The sequence below is a fragment of the Listeria aquatica genome, from assembly GCF_014223975.1.
GTDB lineage: Bacteria > Bacillota > Bacilli > Lactobacillales > Listeriaceae > Listeria > Listeria aquatica.
This window is the reverse complement of record NZ_JAARRM010000001.1, coordinates 134,902-151,829: the sequence shown is the minus strand read 5'-3', so window position 1 is coordinate 151,829 and position 16,928 is coordinate 134,902. Positions and strand designations below refer to the sequence as shown.

Here is a 16,928-nt window from a genome sequence, read left to right as displayed (position 1 = left end):
TACTTTTTAAAATTTCTTCAAACTGTGGTTTAGGCTATAAAAAAAGACTTAAAAGGGCATTTTGAATGCTTTCTTTTAAGTCTTCTTAGTTAGACTAAATCTTCTTCGATTGTGTAAGTTTCGAGTAGATTCAAGTCCTGTCTCATTTCACGTGCAAGGTCGCGCGAAATTTTCCCTTCTTCAAATAAGCCTTGAATGGTATCACGCTCAATTTGAATACCTGAAAGTTCCACTTCATGCACTTTTTGTTCAAATTTTTCTCGCGAACTTGGACGAATTCGCTCCGTTGTAAGGCGTTCTAATTGTTCCTTATGCTCATTCAAAAGTGGCAACAATAAATCCATATTATCTTGGTTCATTTGTGCTTTTAATTTTCGAATGACCATTTTTTCATTTTCCACTCGTACAAAATTAATTTCTTTAAAAGCTTTTGTACGTTCAGGGTGCTGCTTCCGCACTTTTGATTTTAGTGCGCGCAACCGCTTTGGATGTAAAAGCATGTGTAACAACCGACTTCCAAATCGAATAAAATTTTTGATTTTCGTTTTGAATCTTTGCTTTAAAGCACTTTCCATCATGTTGAGAAAGCTACCATAGCGGTAGGCCGTTTCTGTACTAATCTTTCCATCAGCTAGAAGCTTCTGCGTATATTCATGTTCCCAAGTGATAATCTCCAGCCGTTTTTCCTTCTCAGCTTGTGTCATATCACGCTTTTGCGAGTTTTCTCCTTGCTGCAGTTCCTGAATTCGACGTCTATAATTACGAATAACCATTTCCGTTGCCGCTTTATTATCCGGTGTAATTTGATTCTGTAACTCTCGTTTCACTTTGCGCAAAATCCAAATCTGTGTAGCACGTTCCGCCCGTTCATTTCCAAGATCAGCTTCATTTCCCTTAGCGAGAATCGGCAAGATAAATGTTGCAATAAGCAGTGTAAATAATATCACGCCTGATGCCATAAAAATAATTAATGCTCGTTGCGGGAACATATCGCCGTTATCGAGGAAAAAGGGAATGGATAAAGCTGTCGCAAGTGTAACAGCTCCCCGGACACCCGATAAACTCGTTAAAATAGATGCTCGCACGGATGGTTTTTGCGTTTTTTTCGATTTATCACTTTTGAAGAGCCAGTCAAACATCCATAAGCCGCTAACCCAGAAGAAACGCAAGAGAATTAAAGCGAGCGTAATCAAGAATATATACATCAACACTTGTGTATTGCTGATTCCAGAATCTTCCCAAACGACTCTCGCAATAGATGGTAGTTGGGTACCTAAAATTAAAAATACTAGACCATTTAAAACAAAAATAATCACCGACCAAGTACTTTTTGAAACTACACTTAGCTTCACAAGTTGTGGGTCCAGTCGCTTCCGTTCAACGGCATGCATAATACCTGCTGCAACTACCGCGAGAATCCCAGAAACATGTAATTCTTCTGCTGCTAAATAAATCACAAACGGGGTTAAAATTTCGATTAACATATGGAAGGTGACATCTTCCATTCCAAGTCCCCTCACCCACTTTAGTAGTTGAAACTTAAGTAAAGTTAAGATGAGCCCGACAAGAGCACCACCAATAGCAATGACAAGAAAGCTCCAAGATGCATTTAATAAACTAAATGTCCCTGTTACCATTGCCGCAATAGCAAATTGGAAGGACACAAGTCCTGATGCATCGTTTATTAAGGACTCTCCCTCAAGTAGACTCATCACTCGTTTTGGCAAAGTAATTCGCCCAGAGAGTGAACTCACAGCTACGGCATCTGTCGGTGCTAGCGCAGCTGCAAATGCAAAAGCTGCCGCAAGCGGAATCGTTGGAATCATCCAGTTGACAAAATAGCCTATAACAAGCACGGTAATAAAGACTAGACCAAGTGCAAGCAGTAAAATCGGCACGCGTAGTTTCCACAATGCCTTCTTATCCGTCCGCTTACCATCATTAAAGAGCAAGGGGGCAATGAATAATAGCAAAAATAATTCTGGATTTAAATCAAGCTCAAATCCAAGTGGTAAAAGTGCAATTAAAATCCCAAGCCCAATTTGAATCAGCGGCACGGAGACAACCGGGACGAAGCGGTTGAGTAAATTGGATACTAATATAGCGAGTAATAACAGTAAAACAAATAAAAAGATCTCCAATTCCAGTTTCCTCCTTTTGTGCTGTATAACATTATGCAGGAAAATCCAAAAATGCGCAAATCATTAACAAAGTTAACAATTCGCGCACAAAATCACTCATTTTCAAGATTATTTTTATACTTATTAATTTCGTCATTTAAATTTTTCATTTTTTCATCTAGCTGAGTTACAATGTCCGCCGCTTCACGCAACTCATTCGTTAAGTATTCTGGGGCTTCATCTTGATATTTATAGTAAATTTTATGTTCAAGGCTCGCCCAAAAATCCATCGCAACAGTACGAATCTGAATTTCGACCATGATTTTCTCAGAGCGATTTGTCAAAAAGATTGGCACTTCACAGAGCATATGAAGACTGCGATAACCGCTTTCTTTTGGGTATGTAACATAGTCTTTCACACGTAAAATTTTCAGGTCATCCTGATGCTTGATCATCTCTTCAATTTTAAAAATATCCGAGACAAAAGAGCAGGTAATTCGAATGCCAGCAATATCATGAACGTGTTCCCGTGCATTTTCTGGTGTAATATCCACACCCTTTTTCTCTAGCTTCGCCCCGATACTTTCAAGTGATTTCACGCGCGACTTTAAATGTTCCATCGGATTATAATCATGTAAAAATTGAAATTCCTCATTGAGAATTTTTAGTTTAGTGTTGACTTCTTCAAGCGCAAACCGGTGCATCAACATGATATTTCGCCATTCTTTGAGCTCATCCACTGAAGGCTGTTCCAAAATAGTAATCTCCTCTCAAAAAATTGTTTTAGCCACTTTACTATCCTACTACATTTTCCCTTGAGGAGGATCAATATAAACATTTTTTTACCAGTTTCTCATGATTTTTTTATTTAAACATCGCCGAGTTTTTTTAACAGATCGAAAATTGATTGTGCCAATTCGACATTTTTTCCGCTATCCTCTTTTGGTAAAATTAAATAAAGCGGACGAATCAAATCTGTTTTTTGAACTGGGAGAGATAATTTTTCAGCAACACGAGCTGATTGAAGCGTCCGTCCCATCCCTTGCTTAACGAGCTCTAAAATCAAAGCATTACTGCTTGCGATGATTTTTTCTTCTGGCAAAATTTGCTGTTCTTTCAAATACATTTCTGTATATTGCCGAATCCCTGAGCCCTCTTCGCGCAAAATCCAGCGTTCTAGTTCCCTGTCGCCTAAAATGACAAGTTGATCTTTCATGAAAATCGTTCGGTTCATATCTGGATAAACTTCAGGTGTCTCGACAAGACCAAGATCCGCTTCAAACATATGGACTGCCTTGTAGACATTCGTCGAATTATCAAGCAAAATTTCGAAATTAATTTGCGGATAAAGCTGTCCAAGTGCGTTCATGATTTGCGGTAGCAAATATCCGCCAATCGTTTGGGAAGCCGCAATCGTGTACTTCCTTCTTGCCTTCCCAGAAAGAGCCGCAAGCTCCTCTTTGCCACTTTCCCATCCATTTAAGATTTGTTTAGCTTTTTCATAGAATAAAGTAGCGGCTTCTGTTTTTTCAATTCGGTTGCGCGCATTTCGCTCAAATAGTTTCACATCCAGTTCTTTTTCCAGTTTTTCAATGTGCACCGAAATAGTTGGCTGCGAAATATAGAGTGCGTTTGCGGCTTTTGTAAAACTATTCGTTTCATAAACTGCAATAAAAGTCTCTAATAATTGAAACAAGCGTCTCCCTCCTTTTTAAAAAAACAGCTTACTCGCAAGCATTGTAAAACCAAGTAATACGACCGAACTGATTCCTGCGGCAAGAAAAACTTTACCGCCGCGTTCGGCGATCACTTTAAAATCCACACTCATACCAAGGGCTGCCATGGCCATACCAAGAAATAGGTAAGCAAGACTTACAAGTCCCTCAATCAAAGTCTGCGAAATTGGTAAAAAACTCCCAATCGCACTTGAAAGTAAAAAACCTGCCATAAACCATGGAATCGGCAATTTCCCTTTTGGTTCGCCTCTTCCAGCAGAATGGCGCGTGTACCAGATGCCAATAAAAAGAGCGGCAGGAGCAAGTAAAATCACACGTGATAATTTTGTGATGATCGCAGCATCTAAACCTGCCATACCTGCCGAGCCACCTGCAGCAACCGCATGAGCAATTTCATGAAGCGAAGCGCCTGCCATCACACCAAATTGTCCATCAGAAAAACCAAGCAATGGTTTCAAGCCAATTTCAATCAAGGTGAAGACAGTTCCCATGATGCACACAACCGCAACCGCAAGCACAGCATCATCTTTATCCGCCTTTACTTGCGGCGAAACGCCCATCACAGCAGCGGCTCCGCAAATTCCACAACCGCTTGCTGTCAAAATAGCTAAACGATTTTCCACATGGAAAACTCGGCAAAGCCAGTAAGTGAGTAAAATCGTTCCCGTAACAACAATCAAGGCTAATAAAATCGTTTTTATGCCCGATTCTGCAAGGGTGTATAAATTAAGTCGAAACCCTAATAAAATGATTCCTAGACGCAAAAATTTATTCGAAATAAAACCAATGCCTTCTACACTTGCGTAAATAACTGGACTCGCGGTTTGAAATAACATGCCACATAAAAGAGCAATAACAAGGGCCCCAACCAAGCTAAAGCCTGGAACAAGTGCTAAATATTTTCCGGCAAGCGAACAAATAAGAGTCGTTACTGCCGCAATCCAAAAACTTTTTTTCGTAAAAATCATCATTTTCTCCCTTCAATCCTTCTGTCTCCGTTTTTCTTTCTTCAAGTATAAGGGAATTTTATTATTAATAAAAATAGTAAATGTTAATATTTATTATTACATAAATTAATAACAAATGTGTTCTTCTATCTTTTAAAATCAAAAATCGGATATGATTTTGCTTCTTCAGTAATTCTATATTAGATTTTATACTTTTCTAAAGCTTTTTAGGTTATTCTAATAAAGAAGGAAAGGTGATTAAATGATTTTTTTAACTAGACTAACAGACTTCACTTGGAAACAAATAAAGTGCTGCCTCTTTCCCGCCATTATATTTTGTGCACTTGGAATAACCAAATTTTTTCCACTACCTTTCATTACCCGCTACGATTTACTTTTATTGATTTGTTTGCTTACACAAATTTTATTGATTCGTTACGGTTTTGAAACTTTTGATGAACTGAAAGTCATCATGTTGTTCCATCTTATCGGGCTTGGTCTCGAAATCTATAAAGTACAGATGGGCTCTTGGAGTTATCCAGGTTCAGGCTTTGCCATTTTATTTGGAGTCCCATTGTACAGCGGTTTTATGTACGCCAGTGTAGCCAGTTATATTTGTCGAGCCTTTAAAGAATTCCAATTACGCCTTGAAAATTGGCCCAATAGTTTTCTGGCAGTCGGGATTTGTCTCCTTATTTATGCCAACTTTTTTACCCATCACTTTTTACCCGATATTCGTTATATACTAATCGCTTTTGTTTTACTCCTTTTTGCAAGAACACATGTTTATTTTACGGTTTCACAAAAGGAGCTAAAAATGCCTCTTTCGCTTGCCTTTCTTCTCATTGCCTTTTTCATTTATTTGGCAGAAAATATCGCCAGCTTCTTTGGCGCTTGGAGTTATCCAGAACAGCTTGCCGCATGGCATCCTGTACATATCGGAAAAATAACAAGTTGGTTTTTATTAATTATTATTAGCATCATTATTGTAGCGCAACTCAAAAAAATAAAAACTGCTGGACTCTTTTCTTCTACTAAATACAAAAGCAGAAAATCTACAGATTTTCTGCTTAAGTAATCATCTTTTCAAACAGTCACTTTTCCTCACGTGACTGTTTGATTTCTTTTTGAACACGTCGCAAGGCTTTTTTCGAACCGCGAGCAAAATCATGTTGTTCTTTTCTTTCCTCGAAACTTGTAAACAACTGATTTAAGTCATAATCAGCTGGATAAAGTTCCACTCTTGAGGCAAGCAATTTCAGTCTTCGAGCCAAAACCTCTCGTTTCTTGCCTTCCACATAAACGATCACTTCCCCACGTTCATGACTAAAAACAAGGCCGATTTCTCCTGTTTCAAGTAGTTCTACACGGTCGCCTTTTTCAAGCGATGGCTGATGAATCTGTTCTACAGGATGCGCTGTGTTTTTTGGCTTAAAATCCCGTTTTTCAAGTGCATAATCTTCCGTATTCATGTAATGCTGCGCTTTTTGCAAGATTTTGCGATCAATATTCATCTTTTCCGCAATATAAAGGGCATTGCTTTCACCAGATTCTCCGATAATGAGTTGATATTTCGGCGCAAGTGTCTCTGAATCAAACGCCATACGTGCATTGATAAAATCTGGATGCTTGCCTCCGTAACGTTTAATCGCCTCATAGTGCGTTGATGCAAGCGTTATGCCCCCGCGGCGATAACATTCTTCAAGAATCGCGATTGCAAGCGCAGCGCCTTCATTTGGCTCTGTCCCGCTCCCAATCTCGTCAAACAAGACAAGCGTTTTCTCATTGACCTGCGCTAAAATCTCGCCCGCATTTTGCATATGTGAAGAAAAAGTACTGAGTGCATTTTCTAAACTTTGATTGTCCCCAATATCCGCAAAAACTCGCTCAAAAACCGCAAGTTCCGAGTTTTCAGCAGCTGGGACATGTAGCCCCGCCATCATCATTAACGTCAAAAGTCCAACCGTTTTTAGCACAACCGTTTTTCCGCCCGCGTTCGGCCCCGTAATAATCAAGCCGCGATAGTTTTCGCCTATCGAAAAATCAAGAGGAACAGCTAATTTCATGGCAAGAAACGGATGTTTCGCTTGTTTCAATTTGATTTCGCCTTTTTCATTCACAGACGGCCTTGTTGCTTCCATTTGCCTTGAGAGCTTCCCCTTCGCAAAGATGAAATCAAATTCTGTGATCACTTCAAGATTATGTTTAATCCCATCAAGTTCAGCAAGAACAGCCCCGGAAAGTGCTGCCAGAATTTGATAGATTTCCGCTTGCTCTTCTGCCTTCAAATTGGCACGAATGGCGCTTAATTTTGCAATCGTTTCTGGTTCTATAAAAACTGTCGTTCCTTTACTTGAAACTTCAATTACCGTACCGCGAACAAACTTTTGAAAGCTCGCTTTAATTGGAATCGTATCGTGATCGTTCTTTCGCGTCACAAAGAATTCCTGAATGTAAGACTTGTTTTCCGGATTTTTCATAAATTTATCCAAGCGCTCAGTCGTTTTTGCTTGATTTTCCTCAAGAAGCTTCCGTGTTTTCCGCAAGGTTGCGCTTGCTGCATTGTCCACTTCCCCGTTCCGGATCGCCTGACTAATCGCTTCTTCAATCTCCATAAAACTTTGAATGCTCTCCGCGAATCGAGCAAGCATCGGAGAGATCCCACTATTTTTTTCAAGAAACTGTTTGATACGCCTTGTACTTCGCAAAAAATCCGCAATGCCCATTAATTCAGCAGGTGTCATTTCAAAGCTCTTTTCAAGTTTAATAAGAGTTTGTTTCATTTTACTAATACCAAATAACGGCAAATTTTGTCCGCTATCTAAGATTTTCCGAGCCTCACTTGTTTCAGTAAGTTTTGCTTCAATTGTGCGTTTATTTTTAAAAAGTTTTAGTCGTTGTGCTTTTTCTTTAGCCGCATCACTCACACAGTTTTCAGCTAATAGCTGTGTAAGTTCTGGGTATTCTAATTTATCAAAAGTAAGAGTATTCATTTTACGTTCTCCTTTCAAACAAGAAGACACCATATCACGCGTCCACGATAACAAAAAAACTGCAGAGCAACCCCTGCAGTTTCTAAATATCTCTATACAAAAAGAGAGTCAACTTTAGAAAGTGTTGGCATCTTCATTAGGCAAGCAGAAATAAGCCTCAAAAGAGGAAAATTTTCATTTCTACTATTCAGTTCCTAAATTAAGATTCTACTACACTCACCAAAAGCACCTCGATTAAATTTTTAGGACGCTTACTTTCTATACTTTCCAGTTTACGGGGTGAAACTTCCGTTGTCAAGCCCACGTTTCTTGCAAGAAAAAAAGGTTTTGCTTTTGAATTTTATTTTTTATAAAAGAGGGTTGCTTTCTTGCCAGAATTGCTTTACTATTGAAAAGGAACTTTTACAATTAAAACACAAATCCTCATCCGCGTTTGGTGAGGTAGAGGTTGCAGCGATCACTAGTAAACTTTTGGAGGCGCGCGAAACGCCAGCGAAGAAAGTTAAACAGGAAAGTTGCCGAAGTGAGATAAATTTTGCGGTTTATTTTGCTGGGACAGTTTGCGAAAGCGGCTGGACTGCTACTAAAACAGTCATTTTAGTAGGTGCGCTATCTGACAAGGATGAATTGACGTTAATTAAAATTCAATCCACTCTCTTCTGATAGCGAAGCGAGTGGTTTTTTTATTGACTAAAATCCTTTAAAGTGCATGAATAATCGACACAAAAAAAGGAGAGTTTGATTGATGAGTAATAATGAAAATGGCGACGTGAAACGCTCGCTCAAAACACGACATTTATCGATGATCGCAATCGGCGGGTCAATCGGAACGGGGCTTTTCCTCGCAAGTGGAAATGCGATCGCAACAGCGGGACCAGGAGGTGCACTTGTCGCTTATGTCGCGATTGGATTAATGGTTTTCTTCTTGATGACAAGTCTTGGGGAAATGGCGACTTATATGCCTGTATCTGGCTCTTTTAGCACCTATGCAACTCGCTTTGTTGACCCTGCTTTTGGTTTTGCGCTTGGCTGGAACTACTGGTTTAACTGGGCCATTACACTTGCCGTTGATATCTCAACGGCGGCGATCATCGTCCAGTTCTGGTTTCCTCAAACTCCCGCTTGGTTATGGAGCACGATTTTCCTAGTTTTGATTTTCGGATTGAATGCTCTTTCCGTTCGGGCATACGGTGAAAGTGAATACTGGTTCTCTATCATCAAAGTGGTAACTGTTATCGTTTTCCTTATCATCGGTGTTCTTACCATTTTTGGTATTCTCGGTGGTCAGTTTATCGGCTTTAAAAACTTTACATTTGGTGAAGCCCCATTTAAAGGCGGGTTCTTCGCTATTTTAGGAACTTTCCTCATTGCTGGATTTTCCTTCCAAGGAACCGAGCTTGTCGGAATTGCGGCTGGTGAAAGTGCGACACCAGAAAAAAGTGTCCCTAAAGCCATTAAACAAGTTTTCTGGCGGATTTTATTATTTTATATCTTTGCCATCTTTGTCATCGGGTTGATCATTCCTTATACAAGTCCAAACTTACTTGGCGGCGAAGCAACCGATGTCGCCATTAGTCCATTCACACTTGTATTTGAAAAAGCAGGACTGGCTTTTGCAGCTTCCGTTATGAATGCCGTCATTTTGACATCGGTATTATCTGCTGGAAACTCAGGATTATATGCATCAACACGGATGCTTTGGTCCATGGCCAAAGACCGCAAAGCACCTAAATTCTTAGCTAAAGTCAATAAACGCGGTATCCCAATGGCCGCTCTTGTTGTCACAACTATTGTCGGGGCGCTCACTTTTGTCACAACACTTAGTGAAAACGGAACGATTATTTATACATGGTTACTAAGCGCTTCTGGTCTAACGGGTTTCATTGCTTGGGTAGGAATTGCGATTAGTCACTATCGTTTCCGAAAAGCATTTTTAAAACAAGGGCATGATTTAAGCGAATTAAAATATCGCGCGAAATTCTTTCCATTTGGACCCATTCTTGCTTTAATCTTATGTATTCTAGTGATTATCGGACAAGACTATCAGTCATTCTTAAACCCTGATTTCACAAACCCCGCTTGGTGGCAAAAAATTGGTATTTCTTATATTGGATTGCCGATTTTCTTGATCTTCTGGTTGTCATACAAACTTGCAAGAAAAACCAAGATGGTTCCACTTGATGAAGCTAAGTTTGATCATCGTAAAAGCTAGTTAAACTAAAAGCCGTAAGCAGGAAAAACTTTCCTGCTTACGGCTTTTTATTCGGTATAGTAACCGTTAGACGTCATTAAATGAATCAATCGCTTGATAAAGTCCTTACGATTTTCACTTTTATTCAAATAGGCAACATTCACTTCCTCTGCAAGTAGCTCAATCATTCTTGGAAAAATTTTATTAAAATCCTCTGAATCATCTTGATCGACCGATAAAGCGATCACTAAATGAACATCAACACCTTCCCACTCAATACATTCACGTGAATGAATAATAAATATTCCAGTGCGATAAGAAACATATTTAATTGCATGTGGAACTGCAACTCCACTTGGAAAAGAAGTCGCAGACAAACGTTCTCTTTCTATGAGTTTCTCCTCAAAATTTTCAGGAACAAATTGCTTTTTGAGAAATCCCTCAGCAATCATTTCGAATATGTCCGCTTTATTTACACGTTCTGTCACTTCCTGATAGAAAGCTTCCTCGATTAGTTGGGGTAAAAGGGCTTCTAAAAAAGTTTTATATTTTTCCTGCTTAATTTCCTCAACTTTCCTTCGTATCAAGTTCAAATCCTTTGTAGTGATAAATTCCTTGATTGTAACTGTTTTTGCTTGTGAAAAGAAGTCCCATTTCTTCTCGCTAACCATTTGTGTGAAAATGATTAAATTTGGCTGAATAGATAAATCGAGGTCTAATAGATCTTGCACTACTGCTTCAATAATGACTTCTTCTCCAAGTTCCTTCTTTATTCGACTTTTGATACGCTCTTCATTTGAGTTATAGCGAGGCGTTGCAATCACCGCTCTGATTTTAGTCTCCGCTTTCCTCTGATTATCTACAAAAGAACCAATATGCAGTGCTAAAAAAGCAATCTCGTCATCTGAAATCGTCACTTTTAAGTCATTGGAAAGAATGGAACACAAATAAATAGCCATATCAAATAGAACAGGGTATTTCACTTTGATTTCTAGCAAACTTAAATTTCTAGAAAACTTTTGCTGTTTTGACCGTATATATAAATTTTGCACATGCAACAAGAGCCGTTTTTTAAAAGCTTGATCATTAAAATCTAACAAATACACTTCCTTAATCTCAGCCAGCGCTCGCTTTAAAGACTTTAAAACTTGTGGTTCCACAAACTCTAATAATTCAACGTCAGTATGGCGAAATTCACCATCACATAAAAGTTGCAACTCCTGGCTATCCTCTTGGAGCAATTCAATCCCAAATCGTTCTGCTAGACAGTGATTGATTTCTTGAACAACATTCCCTGTTTCCACGTGTTCTTGATTCGTTTGCCACTTTGCAAATTCTTCTTTTGCTCGACCAATGGCAATAGCCAAATGCAAAATAAAATTTTGTAAAAAATACGAGTTTGGTTTTAGTTGAAACTTTTCAAATGTCCTAGTGACAATTTTTATAACTTCTTCTAAAGGAATCTCATCAAGAAATTTTTGAATATCTACTTCAAAACCAGTATCGCCATGGTTAGTAGAGCGCATAAGTTGAACCATTAACCGTCGCTTATTCCGGCTTTTCCCTTCCAAAATAAAACGCCCTTGCTGTTGCCGAATCACTAAATCATATTTCCCCGCTAGCTTGCGCAGTGCAGCCAAATCAGCACGAATGCTCGCATCTGAAACATATAATGTATCCGCTATATCCAAAGCATCAATTCCTCGTTCTGTGTTTTTGAACATGCGCCGTAAAATATAAAAACGTCTACTATCAATAGACTCTTCCACTGAATCTATCACTTGTGTCTGCTCATTTTGTAAAAGAAGTCGGTAACCATCCCTATTTGCTTCAATCAAAGGACTAGGTCCTGTATTGATCGCTTTCACATAGTTTCGAATCGTTCGGTCCGTGACACCTAATACCTCAGCTAATTCCCTTGCAGAAACAAATCTCGTCTGTGATACATTTTTCAAATAAGCCACTAATCGCTCTTTATTAGGCATATTTCTCACCCTCACACTAGCGAGTGAAAAAACTAGCCCCCATTAAAATGCTAGTTTTCCACTTCGTTTTTCAGTTAAATTTGTTCGCCATTCGTTTCAATGACCTGTTTGTACCAATCAAAGCTGTTTTTTTTAATTCGATCGCCACTTCCCCGACCTTCATCATCAAGATCTACATAAATGAAGCCATATCGTTTTGACATTTGCTGTGAAGAACAGCTGACAATATCAATTGGCCCCCACGCACAGTAAGCAATGACACGAGCTCCATCATAGATTGCCTTTCCCACTTGCTCAATATGTTTGCTTAAATAATCTACCCTGTAATCATCATGAATTTGACCATGTTCCACTTCATCATAAGTCCCAAATCCATTTTCAGCGATGATAATCGGCTTTTGATACCGATCTGCATATTGCGAAAGGGTATGGTAAAGACCTTGCGGATCAATTTTCCACCCCCATGGGCTTTCTGGAAGCATTGGATTAGGCGTCACTGATGCCGGTTTATCTTCATTGCGGCTACTATCTACCATTTGAGAGAAATAATAGGAAATCGCGAGATAATCCAACGTATTTTCTTTTAGCAATCTTTTTTCTTCTGCGGTCATTTCAATTGTAAGCTTATTTTCTGCAAAATAATTTAGCGCATACTTTGGATAAACACCATTAAACTGTACATCCGTAAAGAAATATTGCATCCGGTTATGGCGCATGGCTAAAACCACATCATCTGGTTTACAAGAATAAGGATAGGTCGTTCCATCTGCAACCATCGTTCCAATCTCTAGATCAAATGGCAACTCCTTTGCATATTCTTTTATTTTAGCGCTAGCGACCATTTGATTATGAACAGCTTGGTACTCCGCTTCCTCTTGATTTTCAAATTGATCAGAACATAATGCCAGTGAAAGAAACGGCTCTATTTGAATCATATTAATTTGATTAATAACAATCCAGTACTTTACTTGACCACCAAAACGATCTAATAAAACTTTGCCATACCGCGCAAACATATCAATAACCTGCTTATTTTGCCAACCGCCATAGTGAAGTGTGATTCCTATCGGAGTTTCATAATGCAACATCGTGATGATTGGTTCCATGTCGAGTGAAATGATTTTGTCGATCATACGTGCATAATGACTGAGTGCCTCTTCGTTCGGTTCCCTTTCATCGCCATTTGGAAAAATTCTTGACCAATCTATCGAAGTTCTAAACGTTTTAAAGCCCATTTCGGCAAGTAGCTCCAAATCCGCTTCATAAGTATGATAGAAATCAATACCATGACGTTTTGGGTAATAATGACTAGTATCATTCAAATGCTCCCGAACTTGTTTAAGTGTCATTCCTTCCTTTTCAATCTCCTGAATTTCTTGGTTGGATAATCCTTTTAAGTAAGGTTGTACATCCGAAGTATTTGGCTTTTTGCCATCAGCAGTAAAAGCACCTTCTGCTTGATTAGCGGCAATCGCTCCGCCCCACAAAAAATTTTCAGGGAAATGCGGATAGCTATTCTTTCTCATAGTGATCACTTTCCTTCCATTTCGAGATCTTGTTCAACCGCTTGTTTATCATACACTTTGAAAAATGGGTAATAAATTAACCAAGAAATGACGAACAAAACAACGATGAGCAAAAGCCCGGTAATTGACTTTGTAGTTACCCACGCGAGTATTGGGGCTGGCAAGTACCACAACTGAAACGGTTCATACGGAATCGGAACAATTCCCCATTTCATTACAAACCACGTTATGATTGGGCCAACTAGCCCATTAATCCACATAGGAACCATCAAAATTGGATTAAACGCAATGGGCGCACCAAACACGATCGGTTCATTAATATTGAAAATTGATGGAATCAGCGACGCTTTCCCGATAATCCGTAGTCGATTGGACTTCGCCATAAATGCAAGCATAATACATAACGATAGCGTTGCCCCACCACCACCAATTAAAAACAATTGCCCAGCTTCTGAAGTAAAGATGTTAGTAACCGCTTCGCCAGCCGCATGATTAGCTTGATTTTGTGCAATAGCTGGTAAAGCGATGGCTACTTGAACAGGGTAAATAACCCAACTGGAAATGCCGAATGAATATAGAAAAGAAAATCCTAAGAAATAAATAATGACGAACCCCCAAAAACTGGAACCAAGCTGAATGAGTGGTGAAAAGATGCTATTTACAATATCATATAAACTAATTCTCAATTCAAATGTGAATAACCAGCCCACTAAAAGAACAACAATAATCGGCAAAAGCGTATTAAACCAAACTGCTACAAAATCTGGAATCGGTGAATCATCACTAATGAATTTAAGTTTGGCAAAAAGCACCATAATTAATCCAACAAATAGCCCCGCTAAGAGAGCTGCTATCATGCCACCTGTTCCAAAAGCATTTAAATCAAATGTGATTTTTCCGCCATCTCCTGAAAGCGTTGGGAAAATCATAATTAAGAAAAAGGCAACACCCGCTAAGCCCGCCTGTTTTTCAACTCCTTTAATTCCCTTATGTTTCATTACTGACTGAGGAATAAGAAAAGAAATAAACAGGGAAAATAATCCGAAAGAAAATGTACTGATGGGAGACAAATCTGGAAAAGCCGGCCAGTAATCTTTAATAATCGCTAAAATCGTAGCAAATGAGCCGATAAAAACCATTGGCATAGCCGTTAAAATGGCATCTTGAATGGAAGCGACCCAAGCATTTTTAGCAATTTTATTTACTTTTGGAGAAAATTTATCTGTCATCCATGTCATAAATTTATCCATGATGTCTGTCACCTCTCACTTGATTTTTTATACAACTTTATAAATTCTCGAATTAAGTTAAATTCCGTTTTCACAGTCATCAGTGTATCTTGCGCATGTCCAAACAATGGGGAATAGGGAATTTCAATTCCTTCTGCCTCTTTTTGTAGTGTACTCGTTTGCACCCTGTGAGCTTGATGAATCTCTTCGTTTGCTCGCTCCATCAAGCTATCTGCTTCTGTAAAATCGCCATTTGCGGCTTGTTCAATTGCTTTAAAAACAAAATCTCTCGCATTTCCAGCATGTAAAATGACCTCCATGGAAAGCAAATTCAATTCTTCTTTTTTTACTTTTTCCATACTAGTTCCCTTCCTTTAAAACTTCTTCAGCAAATTCAACTAGCCCCTTCCCGTCAAGAGAACCATAAATCTTTTGAGGGATAATACCATATTTCACACCTTTTTCCACACAGACATCTTTTACTTCGTCGATCATGTATTTTAAATGCGGCGCCACTAAAAGTAAGTTTGTCGTCTCCAAATTATCATTTAACTCCGATTCGCTTTTAGCTTTGATCTCGAAATCCAAGCCACTTTTTTTTGCGGCTTTTCTTGCCGCCGCTGCGACAAATCCTGAAGAAGCTCCTGCACCACAGACAAGTAAGATTTTTTTCGTCATCGTTCATTCCTCCTTTGTTAAATCAAGCATATCAGTTATAGAAAGCGCATTCATTTAAATTTTTTTCCTACTAGCAGGAAACGTAAGGATAGACTTATCAAAATCAATGGGGACTTGTTGCCTTAAAATCTCTGATAAGCCCAGATGCGAGAACTGTAACCTCTATCACTTGGAATGAATTTTTGCTTTTCACTTTTTGAGAGTATATATTTAATAATATAGACAGTTAGCCAAAGGAGTGCACATCATGCAGATTTCAAACATGCCAAATCTAGGGAAAGTGAATGAAGAAAAACTAAATCTTGCTGGTATTAGGACTGCCGAAGAACTTGTAGCGATCGGAACAGAATCGGCTTATTTGAAAACGAAACATCTTGTAGACAAAGGGGCTTGCTTGCATTTTCTTTATGCTCTTGAGGGGGCCATTTGTAACATTCCTAAAAAAGAGATCCCCATTCAGCGAAAAGCAGAACTTAAAAGCTTTTATCAAGAAAATCAATAAAAAACCATCCTTTGTTTTAAAAATATAAAACAAAGGATGGTTTTGATTTAATCTCAATTAAGCTTTATATACTGCGTGTTTTTCCAAGCCTGCAACAAGTTCCTGATAGCACATCTCCTCTTCATCGGAATAGTCTTAGTCACAGAATTCCATTCATTTCTCATTCACCAAAACATAAGCATACGAAGGAATATCTAGCGAAACTTCTTGAGTCAAATCTTTCAATTGCACAGTCTCACCAATAGATAGCTGCATGAGTGTTTCTAAGTATCCCTGAGACACACGTTCCATATCATAGCTAATCGTCAATTTATTCGCCTCAGTATCTTCTATTACTAATACAAAAACCGACTTATCTAAAACCGTTAGTTCTTTATCCAACATGGATCTTGCAACCGTCTCAAAGTAAAGCCCTTCTTGAGTCATATAACGGTTAATCGCTTTTTCCGTGTTAAAACGTGATAAATAAACTTTCACATGTCGGTAATCTTTATAATAGATGGGTGTTCCCTCTTGAATGCTATACATATCAACGATTTCATAGGTTTTATTTCCTTTCCTTTTAGAAAAAACATGGACAGTAAAATAATTAAAATCAATAAACCTACCGCGACTAGCGGTAAAACCGTAAAAACAAAAAAGCCGATAATAAGCCCCTCCCTCTAAATTATCTGTTGAATCTCCAAAATGCGTAAGAGTCACTTTTTCAAGACCATTTTTTTCTTTTCTACTTTTGTACTTAACTATCCATTTTATGTATTCACCTCTGACTATTCTAAAAACTACCCGCATTCATCATACACAATAAAAATGAAGTTTGCAACGAGAGAAAGAAGCATTTGCGAAGTAAACTTCAGCTAATGATTTTCCCAAAGAGAAATATAACCTACACCTGCCATTTTGATTTTGCAAATCCCTAGTGATTCCTCTCCACATGTGATAATTTTCCACTCCCTTTTCATTATTTGCACGAAAACGATAGCTAAGCAGAAAAACACTCTTAACCACTAAAAAGTGTAGC

The 16,928-nt window shown here is 38.6% G+C and carries 14 protein-coding genes and 1 riboswitch; of the genes, 3 read left to right on the top strand and 11 right to left on the bottom strand.

All coding sequences use genetic code 11. From position 1 onward, the window contains the following. Window positions 1-89 precede the first annotated feature (89 nt). From HB912_RS00810 to HB912_RS00795, 4 genes are all read right to left on the bottom strand, one after another. Window positions 90-2,141: a Na+/H+ antiporter gene (locus HB912_RS00810; RefSeq protein WP_185371784.1), complete on the bottom strand. Its 2,052-nt coding sequence runs from the start codon at window positions 2,139-2,141 to the stop codon at window positions 90-92. A gap of 92 nt (window positions 2,142-2,233) precedes the next feature. Next, complete coding sequence (locus HB912_RS00805; RefSeq protein WP_036072436.1) at window positions 2,234-2,875, bottom strand: GTP pyrophosphokinase; 642 nt, start codon at window positions 2,873-2,875, stop codon at window positions 2,234-2,236. Between the two features lie 113 nt (window positions 2,876-2,988). Then, entirely contained in the window at window positions 2,989-3,816 is an 828-nt protein-coding gene (locus HB912_RS00800; RefSeq protein ID WP_185371783.1) for a LysR family transcriptional regulator, read from the bottom strand. A 15-nt stretch (window positions 3,817-3,831) separates the two neighbouring features. Continuing rightward, window positions 3,832-4,824, bottom strand: a complete 993-nt coding sequence (locus tag HB912_RS00795) for a YeiH family protein (protein WP_244964400.1) — start codon at window positions 4,822-4,824, stop codon at window positions 3,832-3,834. 241 nt (window positions 4,825-5,065) lie between these two features. Between HB912_RS00795 and HB912_RS00790 the strand changes: the two genes are divergently transcribed. Next, window positions 5,066-5,881: a DUF817 domain-containing protein gene (locus tag HB912_RS00790; RefSeq protein WP_185371781.1), complete on the top strand. Its 816-nt coding sequence runs from the start codon at window positions 5,066-5,068 to the stop codon at window positions 5,879-5,881. Window positions 5,882-5,897: 16 nt separating this feature from the next. On the opposite strand, the gene HB912_RS00785 is transcribed toward HB912_RS00790, so the two are convergent. Then, on the bottom strand, window positions 5,898-7,796 hold the full coding sequence (locus HB912_RS00785) for an endonuclease MutS2 (RefSeq protein ID WP_185371780.1): 1,899 nt from the start codon (window positions 7,794-7,796) through the stop codon (window positions 5,898-5,900). Between the two features lie 434 nt (window positions 7,797-8,230). Beyond that, a riboswitch (Lysine riboswitch) is annotated at window positions 8,231-8,416 on the top strand. A 125-nt stretch (window positions 8,417-8,541) separates the two neighbouring features. Between HB912_RS00785 and HB912_RS00775 the strand changes: the two genes are divergently transcribed. Beyond that, window positions 8,542-10,008: an amino acid permease gene (locus tag HB912_RS00775; protein ID WP_185371778.1), complete on the top strand. Its 1,467-nt coding sequence runs from the start codon at window positions 8,542-8,544 to the stop codon at window positions 10,006-10,008. 47 nt (window positions 10,009-10,055) lie between these two features. Here the strand turns inward: HB912_RS00775 and HB912_RS00770 are convergent, their stop codons facing one another. The 5 genes from HB912_RS00770 to HB912_RS00750 form a co-directional block, all read right to left on the bottom strand. Further along, window positions 10,056-11,972: a BglG family transcription antiterminator gene (locus HB912_RS00770; RefSeq protein WP_185371777.1), complete on the bottom strand. Its 1,917-nt coding sequence runs from the start codon at window positions 11,970-11,972 to the stop codon at window positions 10,056-10,058. 74 nt (window positions 11,973-12,046) lie between these two features. Next, window positions 12,047-13,498: a glycoside hydrolase family 1 protein gene (locus HB912_RS00765; RefSeq protein WP_185371776.1), complete on the bottom strand. Its 1,452-nt coding sequence runs from the start codon at window positions 13,496-13,498 to the stop codon at window positions 12,047-12,049. A 5-nt stretch (window positions 13,499-13,503) separates the two neighbouring features. Continuing rightward, window positions 13,504-14,748 carry a PTS sugar transporter subunit IIC gene (locus HB912_RS00760; RefSeq protein ID WP_185371775.1) on the bottom strand — a complete coding sequence of 415 codons (1,245 nt, stop codon included), beginning with the start codon at window positions 14,746-14,748 and terminating at the stop codon, window positions 13,504-13,506. Window positions 14,749-14,756: 8 nt separating this feature from the next. Next, window positions 14,757-15,086: a PTS sugar transporter subunit IIA gene (locus HB912_RS00755; protein ID WP_185371774.1), complete on the bottom strand. Its 330-nt coding sequence runs from the start codon at window positions 15,084-15,086 to the stop codon at window positions 14,757-14,759. Between the two features lies 1 nt (window position 15,087). Next, window positions 15,088-15,405, bottom strand: a complete 318-nt coding sequence (locus tag HB912_RS00750) for a PTS sugar transporter subunit IIB (RefSeq protein ID WP_185371773.1) — start codon at window positions 15,403-15,405, stop codon at window positions 15,088-15,090. Between the two features lie 247 nt (window positions 15,406-15,652). Between HB912_RS00750 and HB912_RS00745 the strand changes: the two genes are divergently transcribed. After that, a complete protein-coding gene (locus tag HB912_RS00745) occupies window positions 15,653-15,907 on the top strand; it encodes a TfoX/Sxy family DNA transformation protein (RefSeq protein WP_185371772.1) in 255 nt (84 codons plus the stop codon). A gap of 153 nt (window positions 15,908-16,060) precedes the next feature. Here the strand turns inward: HB912_RS00745 and HB912_RS00740 are convergent, their stop codons facing one another. After that, entirely contained in the window at window positions 16,061-16,699 is a 639-nt protein-coding gene (locus tag HB912_RS00740; RefSeq protein WP_185371771.1) for a hypothetical protein, read from the bottom strand. Window positions 16,700-16,928 lie beyond the last annotated feature (229 nt).

What these genes read in the sequence shown, in the direction of transcription:
- HB912_RS00795 (WP_244964400.1), bottom strand. Translation starts at nt 4,824, where the DNA reads ATGATTTTTACGAAAAAAAGTTTTTGGATTGCGGCAGTAACGACTCTT.
- HB912_RS00790 (WP_185371781.1), top strand. Translation starts at nt 5,066, where the DNA reads ATGATTTTTTTAACTAGACTAACAGACTTCACTTGGAAACAAATAAAG.
- HB912_RS00785 (WP_185371780.1), bottom strand. Translation starts at nt 7,796, where the DNA reads ATGAATACTCTTACTTTTGATAAATTAGAATACCCAGAACTTACACAG.
- HB912_RS00775 (WP_185371778.1), top strand. Translation starts at nt 8,542, where the DNA reads ATGAGTAATAATGAAAATGGCGACGTGAAACGCTCGCTCAAAACACGA.
- HB912_RS00770 (WP_185371777.1), bottom strand. Translation starts at nt 11,972, where the DNA reads ATGCCTAATAAAGAGCGATTAGTGGCTTATTTGAAAAATGTATCACAG.
- HB912_RS00765 (WP_185371776.1), bottom strand. Translation starts at nt 13,498, where the DNA reads ATGAGAAAGAATAGCTATCCGCATTTCCCTGAAAATTTTTTGTGGGGC.
- HB912_RS00760 (WP_185371775.1), bottom strand. Translation starts at nt 14,748, where the DNA reads ATGGATAAATTTATGACATGGATGACAGATAAATTTTCTCCAAAAGTA.
- HB912_RS00755 (WP_185371774.1), bottom strand. Translation starts at nt 15,086, where the DNA reads ATGGAAAAAGTAAAAAAAGAAGAATTGAATTTGCTTTCCATGGAGGTC.
- HB912_RS00750 (WP_185371773.1), bottom strand. Translation starts at nt 15,405, where the DNA reads ATGACGAAAAAAATCTTACTTGTCTGTGGTGCAGGAGCTTCTTCAGGA.
- HB912_RS00745 (WP_185371772.1), top strand. Translation starts at nt 15,653, where the DNA reads ATGCAGATTTCAAACATGCCAAATCTAGGGAAAGTGAATGAAGAAAAA.
- HB912_RS00740 (WP_185371771.1), bottom strand. Translation starts at nt 16,699, where the DNA reads ATGCGGGTAGTTTTTAGAATAGTCAGAGGTGAATACATAAAATGGATA.